Annotated in this window: 14 protein-coding genes; 8 read left to right on the top strand and 6 right to left on the bottom strand. The window is 60.5% G+C overall.

All coding sequences use genetic code 11. From position 1 onward, the window contains the following. Positions 1-56: 56 nt before the first annotated feature. Positions 57-1,367: an NAD(P)/FAD-dependent oxidoreductase gene (locus EC919_RS10970; protein ID WP_133773842.1), complete on the top strand. Its 1,311-nt coding sequence runs from the start codon at positions 57-59 to the stop codon at positions 1,365-1,367. Between the two features lie 35 nt (positions 1,368-1,402). Here the strand turns inward: EC919_RS10970 and EC919_RS10975 are convergent, their stop codons facing one another. Further along, the gene (locus EC919_RS10975; RefSeq protein WP_133773844.1) at positions 1,403-1,636 is read right to left on the bottom strand and encodes a DUF1127 domain-containing protein; all 234 of its coding nucleotides are present in this window, start codon (positions 1,634-1,636) and stop codon (positions 1,403-1,405) included. A gap of 178 nt (positions 1,637-1,814) precedes the next feature. On the opposite strand from EC919_RS10975, the gene EC919_RS10980 reads away from it, so the two are divergent. Further along, on the top strand, positions 1,815-3,242 hold the full coding sequence (locus EC919_RS10980; protein WP_133773846.1) for a PLP-dependent aminotransferase family protein: 1,428 nt from the start codon (positions 1,815-1,817) through the stop codon (positions 3,240-3,242). Between the two features lie 78 nt (positions 3,243-3,320). Then, a complete protein-coding gene (locus EC919_RS10985; RefSeq protein WP_166650534.1) occupies positions 3,321-4,910 on the top strand; it encodes a phospholipase D family protein in 1,590 nt (529 codons plus the stop codon). Here EC919_RS10985 and EC919_RS10990 read toward each other — a convergent pair. Both EC919_RS10990 and EC919_RS10995 read right to left on the bottom strand, forming a co-directional pair. Then, a complete protein-coding gene (locus EC919_RS10990; RefSeq protein WP_133773848.1) occupies positions 4,907-6,052 on the bottom strand; it encodes an MFS transporter in 1,146 nt (381 codons plus the stop codon). The two genes, EC919_RS10985 and EC919_RS10990, sit on opposite strands and share 4 nt — an antisense overlap. Before the next feature lie 108 nt (positions 6,053-6,160). Beyond that, on the bottom strand, positions 6,161-7,654 hold the full coding sequence (locus EC919_RS10995; RefSeq protein ID WP_133773850.1) for an aldehyde dehydrogenase: 1,494 nt from the start codon (positions 7,652-7,654) through the stop codon (positions 6,161-6,163). A gap of 259 nt (positions 7,655-7,913) precedes the next feature. On the opposite strand from EC919_RS10995, the gene EC919_RS11000 reads away from it, so the two are divergent. Then, positions 7,914-8,276: a cupin domain-containing protein gene (locus EC919_RS11000; protein WP_074893116.1), complete on the top strand. Its 363-nt coding sequence runs from the start codon at positions 7,914-7,916 to the stop codon at positions 8,274-8,276. A gap of 78 nt (positions 8,277-8,354) precedes the next feature. On the opposite strand, the gene rpmG is transcribed toward EC919_RS11000, so the two are convergent. Both rpmG and rpmB read right to left on the bottom strand, forming a co-directional pair. Next, positions 8,355-8,510, bottom strand: coding sequence for a 50S ribosomal protein L33 (rpmG, locus tag EC919_RS11005; protein ID WP_010225867.1), 156 nt, complete (start codon positions 8,508-8,510; stop codon positions 8,355-8,357). 11 nt (positions 8,511-8,521) lie between these two features. Continuing rightward, positions 8,522-8,758, bottom strand: coding sequence for a 50S ribosomal protein L28 (gene rpmB / locus EC919_RS11010; protein WP_037016669.1), 237 nt, complete (start codon positions 8,756-8,758; stop codon positions 8,522-8,524). Between the two features lie 363 nt (positions 8,759-9,121). Between rpmB and EC919_RS11015 the strand changes: the two genes are divergently transcribed. Further along, the gene (locus EC919_RS11015; RefSeq protein ID WP_133773852.1) at positions 9,122-10,711 is read left to right on the top strand and encodes an ABC transporter substrate-binding protein; all 1,590 of its coding nucleotides are present in this window, start codon (positions 9,122-9,124) and stop codon (positions 10,709-10,711) included. 252 nt (positions 10,712-10,963) lie between these two features. Here the strand turns inward: EC919_RS11015 and radC are convergent, their stop codons facing one another. Beyond that, positions 10,964-11,638 carry a RadC family protein gene (gene radC, locus EC919_RS11020; protein WP_065988236.1) on the bottom strand — a complete coding sequence of 225 codons (675 nt, stop codon included), beginning with the start codon at positions 11,636-11,638 and terminating at the stop codon, positions 10,964-10,966. A gap of 131 nt (positions 11,639-11,769) precedes the next feature. Here radC and coaBC point away from each other — a divergent pair, with 131 nt between their 5' ends. From coaBC to EC919_RS27415, 3 genes are all read left to right on the top strand, one after another. Continuing rightward, positions 11,770-12,978, top strand: coding sequence for a bifunctional phosphopantothenoylcysteine decarboxylase/phosphopantothenate--cysteine ligase CoaBC (gene coaBC / locus EC919_RS11025; RefSeq protein ID WP_133773853.1), 1,209 nt, complete (start codon positions 11,770-11,772; stop codon positions 12,976-12,978). A 6-nt stretch (positions 12,979-12,984) separates the two neighbouring features. After that, positions 12,985-13,440, top strand: coding sequence for a dUTP diphosphatase (gene dut, locus EC919_RS11030; RefSeq protein WP_133773855.1), 456 nt, complete (start codon positions 12,985-12,987; stop codon positions 13,438-13,440). A 1,307-nt stretch (positions 13,441-14,747) separates the two neighbouring features. Further along, a complete protein-coding gene (locus EC919_RS27415; RefSeq protein ID WP_243842243.1) occupies positions 14,748-16,145 on the top strand; it encodes a phosphomannomutase/phosphoglucomutase in 1,398 nt (465 codons plus the stop codon). Positions 16,146-16,147 lie beyond the last annotated feature (2 nt).

Below are 16,147 nucleotides of genomic sequence, written 5' to 3' on the forward strand. Positions count from 1 at the left end.
CCTGACACCGCTACCCTCCGTAAAATTTTCCAAACAGTGCTCTCGGGATATTTAACATGAATCCTCGGTCTCCCCAGCCCGGACTGTCTGACCACGCGGCCTCTTACTACGCTGCCACCCGCCGTACTCAACCTGATTACCCTGCCCTGCATGGCGAGGTCAAAACCGACGTCTGCATCATCGGCGGCGGGTTTTCCGGGCTGAATACGGCGATCGAGCTGGCTGAACGCGGTTTGAAAGTGGTGCTGCTGGAGGCCCACAAGATCGGCTGGGGCGCGAGCGGTCGCAATGGAGGGCAACTGATCCGCGGCGTAGGCCATGACGTGGACCAGTTCAGCAATGTCATCGGCGAGGACGGCGTTCGTCAGCTCAAGCTGATGGGCCTGGAAGCAGTGGAAATCGTCCGCGAGCGTGTCAACAAATACCAGATCGACTGCGACCTGACGTGGGGTTACTGCGATCTGGCGAACAAGCCCAAGGAATTCGAGGGCTTTGCCAAAGACGCCGACGAGCTACGCAGCCTGGGTTACCGGCATACGCTTGAGCTGATTGATGCGAGCAACATGAACAGCGTCATTGACTCACCCAACTACGCCGGCGCCATGCTGGACATGGGTTCTGGCCATCTGCACCCGCTGAACCTGGCGCAGGCAGAAGCCGCCATCGCCCAGTCATTGGGCGTACAGGTGTTCGAACACTCGGCGGCGACGCGGCTGGAATACGGGGCAGAGGTCAACATTCATACAGCCCACGGCCTGGTGCGCGCCAGTACGCTGGTGCTGGGCTGCAATGCGTATCTCAACGGACTCGACGAGGAGTTGAGCGGCAAGGTCTTGCCCGCAGGCAGTTACGTCATCGCCACCGAGCCGCTGAGTGAACAACTCGCCAGCCAACTGATTCCACGCAATACCGCGATGTGCGATCAGCGCGTTGCGGTGGATTATTTTCGGTTGTCGGCTGATCGACGCCTGCTGTTCGGCGGCGCCTGTCACTATTCAGGCAGGGACCCGAGCGACATTGCCGCGTACATGCAGCCGAAGATGCTCAAGGTGTTCCCTCAGCTCAAAGACGTGAAGATCGATTTTCAGTGGGGCGGAATGATCGGCATCGGCGCCAACCGCTTGCCGCAGATCGGGCGACTGCACACGCATCCAAACGTGTTCTACGCACAGGCATATGCGGGGCACGGGCTGAACGCAACGCATCTGGCGGGCAAGTTACTGGCTGAGGCCATCATCGGCCAACACAGCGGCGGGTTCGAGCTCTTCGCCAAAGTCCCTCACATCACCTTCCCGGGCGGCAAACATTTGCGTTCGCCGCTGCTGGCGCTGGGGATGTTGTGGCACCGCCTCAAAGAGCTGGTATAACCGGACTCGCCCTGTGAGGCCGACTGTCAAAGGCCTCATTCGCGCCAGAAAGGCTTTAGCCCTTCATGACGCGCCTGCTTACTGCTCAAGCCGACATCCTTCAGTTGCTCGTCAGTCAGTTTCAACAACGCGCGCCGACTGGCTCGGCGATGCTGAAACAGACCCCACATCCCCAGCCCTTCCGGCGCGTTGATGCGCGAGCCCGCTTCATGCTCACGGACCAGCTCACCTGCATACAGCGTTAACCGAACATCACTTATTCCGCTCATTTCCAGACACCTCATGGTGGGTTTCGAGTGGATTCATGATGTATCTGTATGGAAAACCATTACAGATCCACAGAATTATTATTCTTTGCATACAGATCGGTTTCATCCGGCGCTGAATGCTGTATTTTCCCAACATCTGTATCGGTCCACCGATCGCATCACCTTGTGGGAGTACGCCGTGACGCTCTACGTCAACCTCGCCGAATTGCTCGGCACGCGCATCGAAAACGGCTTTTATCGCCCCGGCGACCGGTTGCCTTCGGTGCGTGCGTTAAGTCTTGAGCATGGCGTCAGCCTGAGCACGGTGCAGCAGGCGTATCGATTGCTGGAGGACAACGGCCTCGCGCTACCACGCCCCAAGTCCGGGTACTTCGTACCGGCTGGCCGCAAAACGCCCGCCCTGCCTGCAATAGGCCGCCCCGCGCAGCGCCCGGTGGAGATCTCTCAGTGGGATCAGGTGCTGGAACTGGCACGAGCCGCCCCCAGCCCTGACGTCGTACAGCTGGGTCGCGGCATGCCCGATGTCACCAGCCCGACCTTGCGCCCACTGACCCAGGCGCTGGGCAGGATCAGCCGCCGCTCGGACATGCCCGGGCTGTATTACGACAATATCCACGGCCGGCGCTGCCTGAGAGAACAAGTCGCCCGGCTGCTGCTGGATTCCGGCACCAACATTGATCCGGACGATCTGGTGATCACCACTGGTGCCCAGGAAGCACTGGCCATCTGCATCCGTTCGGTCTGTGAGCCGGGCGACATCGTCGCAGTGGACTCGCCCAGCTTTCACGGCGCCATGCAGGCGCTCAAGGGGCTGGGCATGAAAGCCCTGGAAATCCCCACCGACCCGCTCACCGGCATCAGCCTCGATGCGCTGGAGCTGGCGCTGGAACAGTGGCCGATCAAAGCCATTCAGCTGACGCCGAGCTGCAACAACCCGTTGGGCTACATCATGCCGGAGGACCGCAAACGCGCACTGCTGACCCTGGCGCAACGCTTCGATGTGGCGATCATCGAAGACGATGTGTATGGAGACCTGGCCTACACCTACCCTCGCCCGCGCACTATCAAATCCTTCGACGAAGACGGGCGCGTCCTGCTGTGCAGCTCGTTTTCCAAAACATTAGCCCCGGGCTTGCGTGTCGGTTGGGTCGCGCCCGGTCGATACCTTGATCGCGCCCTGCACATGAAATACATCAGCACCGGTTCGACCGCGACCCAGCCGCAGCTGGCGATTTCCGATTTTCTCAAAGCCGGGCACTACGAGCCGCACATGCGCCGGATGCGCGGCCAGTACCAGCGCAGTCGTGACCTGATGACCGGCTGGGTGACGCGCTACTTGCCGGAAGGCACCCGTGTGAGTCGTCCCCAGGGCGGATTCATGCTGTGGATCGAACTGCCGGAAGATTTCGACTCCTTGCGCCTGAACCGCGCGCTGCAGGGGCAAGGCGTACAGATTGCCGTCGGCAGCATCTTTTCGGCGTCAGGCAAATACCGAAACTGCCTGCGCATGAACTTTGCCGCCAAGCCGACCGCGCAAATCGAAGACGCGGTGCGCAAGGTCGGCGCTGCCACGGCGCTGCTCATGCAGCGCGCGGACCCTGCATAACTTTTTGCAGCGTTTAACCTTTTGCAGCTTTTAACCTTTTTCAGAAAGCGCGGTCACATCGCCATGACTGATTTTCGGATGACCGCGTTGACCAACTTACGAGCGGTGCCCCTCCTCCTCGCGCTTGGCCTTGGCCTCAGCGGTTGCGCACACACGCCCGCCCCCGACGGCCCGAGTCAGGCGCTGCCGGCAGCGCAATCCTCGTTCGGTCGCTCGATCATGGCCCAGGCGACACCTCACGAAGGTCGCTCGGGCTTCCGCCTGCTGCCCAACAGCACCGAAGCCTTCATGGCCCGCGCCGAGCTGATCCGCAACGCCAAAACCAGCCTGGACCTGCAGTACTACATCGTTCACGACGGCCTGAGCACCCGGGCGCTGGTTGACGAATTGCTCAAAGCCGCCGATCGCGGCGTTCGCGTGCGCATCCTGCTGGACGACACCACCAGCGACGGGCTGGATGAAGTCATTGGCACACTCGCTGCGCACCCGAACATTCAGATCCGCCTGTTCAATCCGCTCAATCTGGGCCGCAGCATGGGCGCCACCCGTAATATGGGCCGGCTGTTCAATCTGTCCCAGCAGCATCGACGCATGCACAACAAGCTGTGGCTGGCCGACGGCGCCGTGGCCATCGTCGGCGGGCGCAATCTGGGCGATGAATATTTCGACGCCGAACCCAATCTGAATTTCACCGACATCGACATGCTCAGCGTGGGCCCGGTCGCCGAACAGCTGGGCCACAGTTTCGATCAGTACTGGAACAGCACGTTGAGCAAGCCGATCAACGACTTCCTCTACTGGCCGCCCGACCGCAAGGATCTGTCCAAGGCGCGCGTGCGTCTGGCCGAGTCGCTGGATCAGGCGCACGTGGACAAAAAGGCCCTGTATGAACGGCTGATGGACTATCGGGCTCACCCGCGCATGAAAACCTGGCTCAATGAGCTGATCTGGGCGCACAACCAGGCCTTGTGGGACGCCCCGACCAAGGTGCTGTCACGGGGCGAGCCTGACCCGCACCTGCTGTTGGCGACCCAACTCAGCCCTGATCTGGGCAACGTGCATAAGGAACTGATGCTGATCTCGGCCTACTTCGTCCCCGGGCAGGAAGGCTTGGTGTACCTGACCGGACTTTCAAATAAAGGCGTATCGGTGAACCTGTTGACGAATTCGCTGGAGGCCACCGACGTCCCGGCAGTGCATGGCGGCTATACGCCGTACCGGCGAGCGCTGCTGGAGCATGGCGTGAAGCTGTTCGAACTGCGCCGCCAGCCAGGAGACCCGAGCAACGCCAGGGGGAGCGGACCTGCATTTCTGCACACAAACCTGATCAAGGGCGGCTCGGAATCGAGCCTGCACAGCAAAGCGATGATCTTTGACCGGCAGAAAATGTTCGTGGGTTCGTTCAATTTCGACCCACGATCAGTGCTGTGGAACACCGAAGTCGGCGTGCTGGTCGACAGCCCCGAGCTGACCGAATACCTGCGCGAACTGGCGCTTCAGGGTATGGCGCCGGCCATCAGCTATCAGGTCAAGCTGGAGAACGACCGGCTGGTGTGGGTGACCGAGGACAACGGCAAAATCCACACGCTGTCCAAGGAGCCTGGCGACTGGTGGCGCCGGATGAACGCCTGGTTCAGCACGGCGGTCGGCCTGGAAAAGATGCTTTAAGCCGCCACCGCTTGCGCGCCAAATGCCTTGGGACGCTGGGACAGGATGACCAACCCCAGCGCCCCCGCCGCCATCAGCAACGGCAGCGCCTGACCGCTGACCCACTGGCTGCCGGCACCTGCCGCCAAGGGGCCGAGCAGGCAACCAATCCCCCACAGCTGAGCGACATGGGCATTAGCGCGCACCAGGGCGTCATCGCGGTAACGCTCGCCAATCAGAATCAGCGACAGCGTGAACAGCCCGCCCGCACTCGCGCCAAACAGCACCCACAGCGGCCAGATGGCGACTGTGTCGACCAGCAGCGGGATCGCCAGGCTTGACACCATCAGCACCAGCGCACACCCGAAAAACAGCCGCCGTCGGGAAACCCTGTCGGCCAGCGCGCCAATCGGTAGTTGCAGAAGCGCATCACCCACCACCACAGTGCTGACCATCGCCAGGGCGATTTCAGGCGTGAAGCCCTGTTGCAGGCAATACACCGGCAGCAAGGTCAGAATCATCGCTTCAAAGCCGGCGAACAGCGCGATGGCCCATGCAATGGCCGGCAAACCCCGACAGAAGCCGCCCAGGTCGCGCAGCGTCACATGGCTGGATTCCGCGCTCGGCGCACCGGTTCTGCCCAGCAATAGAAACGGCGATACCGCCAGCAACAGGGTCCCGACCCAGAACCCGTAATCTGCTTCAGTGCCAATGAAGCCCAGCAGCACCGGCCCGCCCAGCTGACTCAACGCATAGGAACTGCCGTACAGCGCTACCAGCTTGCCGCGCAGCCGTTCGATCACCAACTGGTTGATCCAGCTTTCCCCGAGCACGAACACAATCGTAAGGATCGTCCCGAGCATCAGGCGCAGGACCAGCCAGACCCAGTAATTAGGCAGTAACGCCAGCAAACCCACTGAAAATGACCCGGCCCACAGGCACAGCCGCATCAGGTTGGCGGTGCCGAGTCTAGAAGCGAGCCGGCTGGCTAAACTGGCGCCCAGCAACACGCCAATGGCCGGCATAGCAGCCATGACGCCAATGGCAAACGCGCCGTAACCCCAGGCTTCCAGCCGCAGCGACACCAACGGCATGCTAACGCCCAGCGCCAGGCCGACACTCAATACAGACGCCAGCACAGCGAAATAAGTACCCCAACGCATCACCACGCTCCTGTGGCTGAAAAGGACGAAACAAAACAGCCGGGCTTTTTAGGGAAGCCCGGCTGCGTCGGTTTTTACTGCGCCTAAGTTTTGAAGGCGTGCGGCCTTTTACAGCTTGATCCAGGTCGCCTTCAGCTCGGTGTATTTATCGAACGCATGCAGCGACTTGTCGCGCCCGTTGCCGGACTGCTTGAAGCCACCAAATGGCGCGGTCATGTCGCCGCCATCGTACTGATTGACCCACACGCTGCCCGCGCGCAACGCCTTCGCGGTCAGATGCGCCTTGGACAAGTCAGACGTCCACACCGCCGCGGCCAGGCCATAAGGCGTGTCGTTGGCAATCTGAATGGCTTCTTCAGCGGTATCGAAGGTGAGCACAGAAAGCACCGGCCCGAAGATCTCTTCCTGAGCGATCTTCATCGCGTTGGTCACGCCGTCGAAGATCGTCGGCTCAACGTAGGTGCCGCCGGTTTCCTGGAGAATGCGCTTGCCACCAACGACCAGCTTGGCGCCATCGGTGTGGCCGGCTTCAATGTAAGACAGCACGGTATTCATCTGCTGGGTATCGACCAGCGCGCCGACCGTGGTTGCCGGATCAAGCGGATTGCCCGGCTTCCAGGCTTTCAGCGCTTCGATCACCATCGGCAGGAATTTCTCTTTGATCGAGCGCTCGACCAATAGGCGGGAACCGGCCGTGCAGACCTCGCCCTGGTTGAACGCAATAGCGCTGGCGGCAGACTCGGCCGCAGCCTGCAGATCCGGCGCATCGGCGAAGACGATGTTCGGGCTCTTGCCGCCGGCTTCCAGCCAGACACGTTTCATGTTCGATTCGCCCGAGTAGATCAGCAATTGCTTGGCAATCTTCGTCGACCCGGTGAACACCGCCGTGTCGACGTCCATGTGCAGCGCCAGTGCTTTACCCACCGTGTGGCCGTAACCCGGCAGCACATTCAGCACGCCCGCCGGAATACCGGCTTCGATGGCGAGCTGCGCGACGCGGATGGCGGTCAGCGGGGATTTCTCCGACGGCTTGAGGATCACCGAGTTGCCGCTCGACAGCGCAGGACCGAGTTTCCAGGAAGCCATCAGCAGCGGGAAATTCCACGGCACAATGGCCGCCACCACGCCAATCGGCTCGCGCGTTACCAGGCCCAGTTGATCGTGCGGGGTGGGCGCGACTTCGTCGTACAGCTTGTCGATGGCCTCGCCGCTCCAGCTCAACGCCTGAGCGGAGCCGGGAATGTCGATGCCGTAGGAGTCGCTGATGGGCTTGCCCATGTCGAGGGTTTCGAGCAGCGCGAGCTCTTCGACATTCTCGTTGATCAGCTCGGCCAGACGAAGCATGGCGGCCTTGCGCTTGGCCGGCGCCAATCGCGACCAGACGCCGGAATTGAACGTAGCCCGGGCGTTTTCGACGGCGCGCTGTGCATCGGCGGCGTCACAACTGGCGACGTGGGCGAGGAAGCGGCCATCGACCGGACTGATGCAGTCGAACGTCGAGCCGGATGCGGCGTCTGTGTATTCACCATTGATGAAAGCACGGCCTTCGATTTTCAGGTCCTGGGCGCGTTGTTCCCAGTCAGCATGAGTCAGGGTGGTCATGAAACGTCCTCCTCTTATGAAATAGGCGCCTCTTCGCACTCGAATCGGGCTTCAGGACGGGGCCTGACGCGTCATCGGATCGGCCGAAGGCATTCGCCACCCTAAACCAGCATTGGGCGAATTTCCAATATATTGGACATAAGTGGGCGAAATCTGGCCGGATCGTGCATTTTATTCAACAGCTCCCGGGATCGCCTGCGCTTTCCACACGATCCTCGACGAGCAACAATCACGCAGCGCCCACTTTCAGGAATCAGATATGAGCATCGAAAGCATCGTCGACTTCAGCGAAGCCACTACTGCAGCGGAGCGTTTCACGCCTGCCGCTGAAAAGATTCTCAAGGGCGAGCCGAACCAGACGGTTTACAACCATTACAACAGCCCGTGCGGGCAGCTGAATGCAGGCGTCTGGGAAGGGGAAGTCGGCCAGTGGAAAGTGAATTACACCGAGCATGAGTATTGTGAAATCGTGCAGGGCGTTTCGGTCCTTCGTGACGAAGAAGGCAAGTCGAAGACCCTGCGCGCCGGTGACCGTTTCGTGATTCCCGCAGGTTTTAAAGGGACGTGGGAAGTGCTGGAAGCCTGCCGCAAGATCTATGTAGTGTTCGAACAGAAGGCTTGAGGGTGATGTGACCGGCTTTCCTTCAGCCACAAAAAAGCCCGCATCGCTGCGGGCTTTTTTGTAAGACGCAAAAATCAATTACTTGATTTTGGCTTCTTTGTAGATCACGTGCTTACGAACAACCGGATCGAATTTTTTAATTTCGATTTTGTCCGGAGTCGTGCGCTTGTTCTTGTCGGTGGTGTAGAAGTGGCCGGTGTTAGCGGTCGACACCAAACGGATCAATTCACGCATGATTTTCTCCCTTAGACCTTCGCGCCAGCACGGCGGATTTCGGCCAGAACAACCGTGATACCACGCTTGTCGATGATACGCATGCCTTTAGCAGATACGCGCAGACGTACGAAGCGTTTCTCTTCTTCAACCCAGAAGCGGTGATGCTGCAGGTTTGGCAGGAAACGACGACGGGTTTTGTTGTTTGCGTGGGAAATGTTATTCCCGGTTACCGGACCCTTACCGGTAACTTGACATACTCTCGACATGCCTCAGCCCTCTAAAACCACATGCCCAACCCGGCATGGGTTGGCCGCTTAATCTCTCAGTCATTTGGCGCCAGGCGCCGCGTTTCTTCAGGGGTCTTACCGGCCACACCTGCGGTGAAGGCAGCGGGCCCCTAGAAAAGAGCGCTGCTTTATACCAGAAAGCCCCCGGTGCAACAACACAAACCACGAATTGCCTGCCAGAACGCACGGGCTTTGAACCCGACAAGGCCAGCGGCGTTAGGCGCGGCGGGAAATATACCACTCGTCGCGCCGCAGCGATTGTTCTGCACCAATCGATGGTCTAGGGTTACTGACTCTCCAGACTGCGCCGGCAGATGGGCTATCTCTGAAAGGAAAATCGCCATGCGCCTAGCCGTTCTACCCCTGTTGCTCGCGTCCCTGTCCACGCCGTTGATGGCCCAGGCGGCAATGACGTTGAGCGTCTGCACGGAAGCCAGCCCTGAAGGCTTCGACGTGGTGCAGTACAACTCGCTGACCACCACCAATGCTTCGGCGGACGTACTGATGAACCGTCTGGTGGACTACGACGCAGCATCCGCCAAGTTGGTTCCCAGCCTGGCGCAGAGCTGGAGTGTGTCGCCTGACGGGCTGACCTATGACTTCAAACTTCGCGCCGGCGTGAAATTCCATCACACCGATTACTTCACCCCGACCCGCGAGCTCAACGCTGACGACGTGGTGTTCAGCTTCCAGCGCATGCTCGATCCGGCTAATCCCTGGAACAAGGTCGCTGCACAGGGCTTCCCTCACGCGCAGTCGATGCAATGGCCGTCGCTCATCAAGAAAGTCGTGGCGACCGACGCCAACACGGTGCGTATTACCCTGGACCACCCGGACGCGACATTTCTGGCGACGCTCAGCATGGGCTTCGCTTCTATTTATTCCGCCGAGTACACCGCGCAGTTGTTGAAGGCCGGCACTCCGGAGAAGCTCAACAGCCAGCCGATCGGCACCGGTCCTTTCGTCTTCAAGCGCTTCCAGAAAGACTCGGTGGTGCGTTACGAGGCCAACCCGGATTATTTCGCCGGCAAGCCCGCCGTCGATACGCTGGTGTATGCGATCACGCCGGACGCCAACGTTCGCCTGCAACGAATTCGCCGCAATGAGTGCCAGGTTGCCCTGTCGCCCAAGCCTCTTGATGTCGCAGAAGCCGTGAAGGATCCCAACCTGCAGGTTGAAAAAACGCCTGCCTTTATGACCGCTTTCCTGGCTATCAACAGTCAGCATCCGCCGTTGGACAAGCCGCAAGTGCGTCAGGCAATCAACCTGGCGTTCGACAAAGACACTTACCTGAAAGCGGTGTTCGAAGGTTCGGCAAGCCCGGCCAACGGTCCGTATCCGCCTACGACGTGGGGTTACGCCAGCGACTTGCCCGGCTACAAACATGATGTGGCGAAAGCCAAGGACCTGCTGGCCAATGCTGGTCTGAAAGACGGATTCAAGACGACGATCTGGACTCGCCCGTCAGGTAGCTTGCTCAACCCTAATCCGAACGCCGGCGCGCAGTTGCTGCAGAACGACTTGGCTGCTGTAGGCATCAAGGCAGAGATCAAAGTTATCGAATGGGGCGAGCTGATTCGTCGCGCCAAGACAGGCGAGCATGACCTGCTGTTCATGGGCTGGGCGGGTGATAACGGCGATCCGGATAACTTCCTGACGCCACAGTTCTCCTGCGCCGCCGTCAAATCCGGAACCAACTTCGCGCGCTACTGTGATGAAGGGCTGGACAAGCTGATCCGTCAGGGCAAGGCCGTAACCGATCAGGCCCAACGCAGCAAGCTGTATCACCAGGCCCAGGAGCAGATCCAGAAGCAGGCACTGTGGCTGCCTCTTGCGCATCCAACGGCGTACGCGCTGACTCGCAAGAATGTTGAGGGTTACAGCGTGAGCCCGTTCGGTCGTCAGGATTTCTCCAAAGTGACCGTGAAGTAATTCGCAAAAATCATAGGAGTGCGGCGTGACTGCCGACGCTTTCCCGGCTAAAGCCGGTCCCACTGTCGAGGTCACAGCCGATGCCGCTGGATGCCCACGACGCTTTTAGTGGCGCCGGCTTTAGCCGGGAAGAGGCCGGTTTGTACACCGTTAGTTTTGCGGTGTGACTGCCGACGCTTTCCCGGCTGAAGCCGGTCCTACAAGTCGGGGCATGGCCAGTCCACATGCGGCGGCAACCCTCCGTCGCGGGCTTTACATCAACCCATACTCAACCATCGACAGCGGATCGCCGTCGCCGATGATCAGGTGGTCCAGCACCACCACGTCCACCAGCGCCAGCGCCTGTTTCAGATGCCGCGTCAGGTCGATGTCGGCTTCGCTGGCGTCTTTGACGCCGGAGGGGTGGTTGTGACAGAGGATCAATCCTGCCGAGTTGTGGGCCAGTGCCCGTTTGACCACCTGCCGCGCATGAACATGCGCCGTGTTGATCGAGCCGTGAAACAGCACTTCGAACGTCTGAACCCGGTTCTTGCTGTCCAGAAACAGGCAGCCAAAGACTTCATGGGGCTCGTGCCGTAGAAGCGCCTTGAGGTAACGACGCACTTGGGTCGGGTTTTCCAGCACAGAATCGCGCTTCAAATCCTCGCCCATGTTGCGCCGGGCCATTTCCATTACAGCCTGCAACTGCGCGAACTTGGCGGGCCCAAGACCCAGCTCGCTGCTGAACGCCGTCAAGTTGGCTTCCAGCAACGCGCGCAAGCTGCCGAACTGGTTCAAAAGGTGCCGGGCCAGGTCCACGGCACTTCTGCCCGAGACGCCCGTGCGCAAGAAAATCGCCAGCAATTCAGCGTCTGACAAGCTCGACGCCCCCCGTTCCAGCAGCTTCTCCCGCGGACGCTCTGCCGCCGGCCAATCGCGAATACTCATAGCAGCTCCCTGTCTGTGGCGCCGCTGTTCCCGTGCGGTCGCTGTGCTATCTTAGCCGCTCTTTTTTGCGCGACAGTCAGGCCTGGGGAGGCCAATGATTGCCGCGTGTTAACTGACCTAAAGGCAGGCCTATGCAGCGGCTGTATCGAAAACGCATCGTTCTCGGCGTCGGCGGTGGCATCGCGGCCTACAAGAGCGCCGAACTGGTCCGCCGTTTGCGCGACCACGGTGCAGAAGTCCGCGTCGTCATGACCAAAGGCGGCGCTGAATTCATCACCCCGCTGACCATGCAGGCCTTGTCCGGCCACCCCGTCCACCTGGATTTGCTCGACCCCGCAGCCGAAGCCGCCATGGGCCATATCGAACTGGCCAAATGGGCCGACATGATCCTTATCGCACCGGGCACCGCTGACCTTATGGCCCGCCTGGCCCAAGGCATTGCCAATGATTTGCTGACCACCGTGGTGCTGGCGACCGACGCTATCGTCGCCGTCGCGCCCGCGATGAATCAGGCCATGTGGCGCGACCCCTCCGTGCAGGCCAATCTGCAGCTGCTCGAACAGCGCGGTCTGCGCATGTTCGGCCCAGCCAGCGGCAGCCAGGCCTGTGGTGATGTGGGCTATGGGCGCATGCTCGAACCCAATGATCTGGCGCAATCCGCCGCCGATTGCTTTCAACACCTGACGCTGACCGGCAAGCACGTATTGATCACAGCCGGCCCTACCCAGGAAAACATCGACCCGGTTCGCTACATCACCAACCACAGCTCCGGGAAAATGGGCTTTGCCCTGGCCGAGGCCGCTGCCGAAGCGGGCGCGCGCGTCACCCTGATCACCGGCCCGGTGAACCTGCAGACGCCTGACCGGGTGTCGCGTGTCGACGTCGTCAGCGCCCGCGACATGCTCGCCGCCTGCGAAGACGCCATGCCTTGCGATCTCTTCATCGCCTCCGCAGCCGTCGCGGACTACCGGCCGGAAGTTGTCGCCACACAAAAATTGAAGAAAGATCCCACGACCGGTGATGGTCTTCTGCTGCAGATGGTCCGCAACCCGGACATTCTCGCCACCATTGCCCAGCGCCAGGATCGCCCGTTCAGCGTCGGCTTCGCGGCCGAAACCGAACACCTGCTTGATTACGCCGCACGCAAGCTCAAGGACAAGAACCTTGATCTGATCGTCGCCAATGACGTCGCCAATCCCAGCATTGGCTTCAACAGCGAAGAAAACGCCTGCAGCGTGATCGACCGAGCGTTGCAAGCGACGCTCTTCGCCCAGACCAGCAAAGCCAAGATCGCGCGGCAGCTGGTGACTTTTATCGCCGATCGCATGAACCAGGTTTAATCACGAATGCACGCTCTACAAGCCAAGATCCTCGACCCTCGCATTGGCAGCGAATTTCCGCTTCCCGCTTACGCCACTTCAGGCTCGGCCGGCCTGGACCTGCGCGCCATGCTGAAAGAAGACACCCTGCTCGAACCCGGCCAGACCCTCCTGATTCCCACCGGGCTGTCGATATACATCGCAGACCCTGGCCTGGCTGCGCTGATTCTGCCGCGCTCTGGCCTGGGCCATAAACACGGCATCGTGCTGGGCAACCTGGTTGGCCTGATCGACTCCGATTATCAAGGCGAGCTGATGGTCTCCTGCTGGAACCGCGGCCAGACCGCTTTCAAGATCTCCATCGGCGAGCGTCTGGCTCAGCTTGTACTCGTCCCGGTGGTGCAGGCGCACTTTGAAATCGTCGAAGAGTTCGATGAAAGTCAGCGCGGCGCAGGGGGCTTCGGTCACTCCGGCAGCCACTGATCCCGCAACACACACTTACTTTGGCTAACGCATCGCTTGTGCCCTGACGGGCTTTGAGCGGTGCGAAAACAACAAGAACGCGTCAGGACGACCCAGCAGGGAGAGTTAGTTTGAAAGGCATCAAACGCACAGCCAAAGCGACCCCCACCGCGGAAACAACTGTCCCGGCTGGCAAAGATGCCAATCTGAGCCTGGCGAGTCCCGGCCTCATTCCTGCGCTCATCGGCCTGCTCGCGGCAATGGTGCTGGTGTGGCTTGCGATTCAAAGCCAGCCGCAGCAACAGGAGCAGCTGGTTCAAGCCTGGGGCAGCGCGCAGGCAGGAGCCGTCAACAAAGCATTGCGCCAGATCAACGCCGACACCCAGGCCGCTGCAATGGACGCCGCGCTGAGCCAGGCCCTGTTGAGCAACAATCCGACGTTCATCGAAGGCGCGCAGAATCAGCTGCGGTACCGCGACGGCGTGGTGGGTGCGCGGCTCAACCCTGTAGGGTTCAACGGCGTAGACACCCAAAGCGCGCTCCCTGTCAGCTTCGCCACGCTGGACATGCTGACCAAGGCCGGCAAAGGCGAAACGCCTGCTCCCGAAGCACGCAAGGTCGGCGACAAATGGCTGATTTACAGCGCCGCGCCCCTGCGCACGGCGCCAGACGCGCCGATCACCGGCACCCTATTGCTGGCCTTCAATCCGCAGCGCCTGATCAACGCGCTCCCCGAGGCACCCGCCGATGTAGGTCAGGTGGTGCTCGCTCAACAGTTTGGTACCGCCACCGCGCAGAATTTTCTAACGCGTGGCGAGGACGATGGCAGCCGTCCCCAGGAATTCTCTACCGGCTACCCCAACTGGAAACTGACGTTTGCCGCCGGTCCCGCGCTGCAAGGCTCAACGCCATGGCTGATGCTGCTGCTCGCCTTGCTGGTTGCCGCCGGGGCGATGCTGTTGGGGTTGTATCTGAACGAGAGTGCGCTCAAGCGTCGAGTGGCGGCTGATGCGCGGCAGCTTGAGCAATTGCTGCAAGAACTCTCCGGAGGCAAGGCCGTTAAAGCCTTCAGCTTGAGCCTGCCAGCATTGAACGGGCTCGCCCAGAGCATGGCGCGGTTCTCGTTGCGCAATAGTCCGACAGGCGCTGCGCCGGCGGATCACGCGTCGACAACCGGGTCATCGCTGAACGGTCCTGCACCGCGTCTTCCCGTCGTGTCGGAGGAGGAGGACCACCTGACCGACCCGCTTTTCCAGGACACCGATATTCTTGACCTCGACTTGATCGATGACCCCCAGGAACTCACGCAGCCGGAGCCCTCCCACGCCATGATCAGCAGCGCGTCCAGCGCCCCGCCCTTTCCCGACACGATATTTCGCGCCTATGACATTCGCGGCATTGTTGGCGATACGCTGAGCGCCGAAACCGCCTACTGGATCGGCCGAGCCGTCGGTGCGGAAAGTCTTGCGCAGGGCGAGCCGCATGTTTCGGTAGGCCGCGACGGGCGACTCTCGGGGCCTGAGCTGGTCGCGGACTTGATCAAGGGGCTGCATGACAGCGGCTGCCACGTCAGCGACATCGGACTGGTGCCTACGCCGGCGCTGTACTACGCCACTCACGTACTGGCGGGAAAAACCGGCGTCATGCTGACGGGCAGCCACAACCCGAAAGATTACAACGGCTTCAAGATCGTCATTGCCGGCGACACCCTGGCAGACGAGCAGATCCAGGCCCTGCACGAACGCATCAAGGCCAATGACCTGCCATCCGCCAAAGGCAGCATCATCAAGGTCAATATCCTCGACCGTTATGCCAGCCAGATCATTGGCGATGTCGTACTCGCGCGGCGCATGAAAGTGGTGGTGGACTGCGGCAACGGTGTAGGCGGCGTCATCGCCCCGCAATTGATCGAAGCACTGAATTGCGAAGTCATTCCGCTGTACTGCGAAGTCGACGGCAATTTCCCCAACCATCACCCTGATCCGGGCAAGCCGGAGAATCTTCAGGACCTGATCGCCAAGGTCCGGGAAACCGGTGCCGATCTGGGCCTGGCCTTCGACGGTGATGCCGATCGTGTCGGTGTTGTCACCAATACCGGCACCATCATCTACCCTGACCGCCTGCTGATGCTGTTTGCCCGCGATGTGGTCAAGCGCAATCCCGGTGCCGATGTGATTTTCGACGTCAAATGCACGCGCCGCCTGATACCGTTGATCCACGAATACGGCGGCCGTCCGGTTATGTGGAAGACTGGGCATTCGCTGATCAAGAAGAAGATGAAAGAAAGCGGCGCGCTGCTGGCAGGCGAGATGAGTGGACACATCTTCTTCAAGGAGCGCTGGTACGGCTTCGACGACGGCATCTACAGCGCAGCGCGTCTGCTGGAAATCCTCAGCCAGGAAAAACTCAGCGCCGAGGAGCTTTTTCAGACCTTTCCAAACGATCTATCAACGCCCGAGATCAACATCAAAGTCACCGAGACCCGCAAGTTCAGCATCATGGAAGCGCTGGAGCGCGACGCGCAGTGGGGCAACGCCAACCTCACCAGCATCGATGGTGTGCGGGTTGATTATCCGAAAGGCTGGGGCCTGGTTCGCGCGTCCAATACCACGCCAGTGCTGGTGTTGCGCTTCGAAGCCGAAACAGAGCTTGAGCTGCAACGGATAAAGGACGTCTTTCACACCCAGTTGAAACACGTAGCACCGGATCTAGAACTTCCTTTTTGACC

The organism is Pseudomonas graminis (assembly GCF_004364335.1).
Taxonomy (GTDB): domain Bacteria; phylum Pseudomonadota; class Gammaproteobacteria; order Pseudomonadales; family Pseudomonadaceae; genus Aquipseudomonas; species Aquipseudomonas graminis_D.

Bases quoted from the DNA above. Each gene is read 5' to 3' on its own strand.
- EC919_RS10970 (WP_133773842.1), top strand. From the start codon at position 57: ATGAATCCTCGGTCTCCCCAGCCCGGACTGTCTGACCACGCGGCCTCT.
- EC919_RS10975 (WP_133773844.1), bottom strand. From the start codon at position 1,636: ATGAGCGGAATAAGTGATGTTCGGTTAACGCTGTATGCAGGTGAGCTG.
- EC919_RS10985 (WP_166650534.1), top strand. From the start codon at position 3,321: ATGACCGCGTTGACCAACTTACGAGCGGTGCCCCTCCTCCTCGCGCTT.
- EC919_RS10990 (WP_133773848.1), bottom strand. From the start codon at position 6,052: ATGCGTTGGGGTACTTATTTCGCTGTGCTGGCGTCTGTATTGAGTGTC.
- EC919_RS10995 (WP_133773850.1), bottom strand. From the start codon at position 7,654: ATGACCACCCTGACTCATGCTGACTGGGAACAACGCGCCCAGGACCTG.
- EC919_RS11000 (WP_074893116.1), top strand. From the start codon at position 7,914: ATGAGCATCGAAAGCATCGTCGACTTCAGCGAAGCCACTACTGCAGCG.
- rpmG (WP_010225867.1), bottom strand. From the start codon at position 8,510: ATGCGTGAATTGATCCGTTTGGTGTCGACCGCTAACACCGGCCACTTC.
- rpmB (WP_037016669.1), bottom strand. From the start codon at position 8,758: ATGTCGAGAGTATGTCAAGTTACCGGTAAGGGTCCGGTAACCGGGAAT.
- EC919_RS11015 (WP_133773852.1), top strand. From the start codon at position 9,122: ATGCGCCTAGCCGTTCTACCCCTGTTGCTCGCGTCCCTGTCCACGCCG.
- radC (WP_065988236.1), bottom strand. From the start codon at position 11,638: ATGAGTATTCGCGATTGGCCGGCGGCAGAGCGTCCGCGGGAGAAGCTG.
- coaBC (WP_133773853.1), top strand. From the start codon at position 11,770: ATGCAGCGGCTGTATCGAAAACGCATCGTTCTCGGCGTCGGCGGTGGC.
- dut (WP_133773855.1), top strand. From the start codon at position 12,985: ATGCACGCTCTACAAGCCAAGATCCTCGACCCTCGCATTGGCAGCGAA.
- EC919_RS27415 (WP_243842243.1), top strand. From the start codon at position 14,748: ATGATCAGCAGCGCGTCCAGCGCCCCGCCCTTTCCCGACACGATATTT.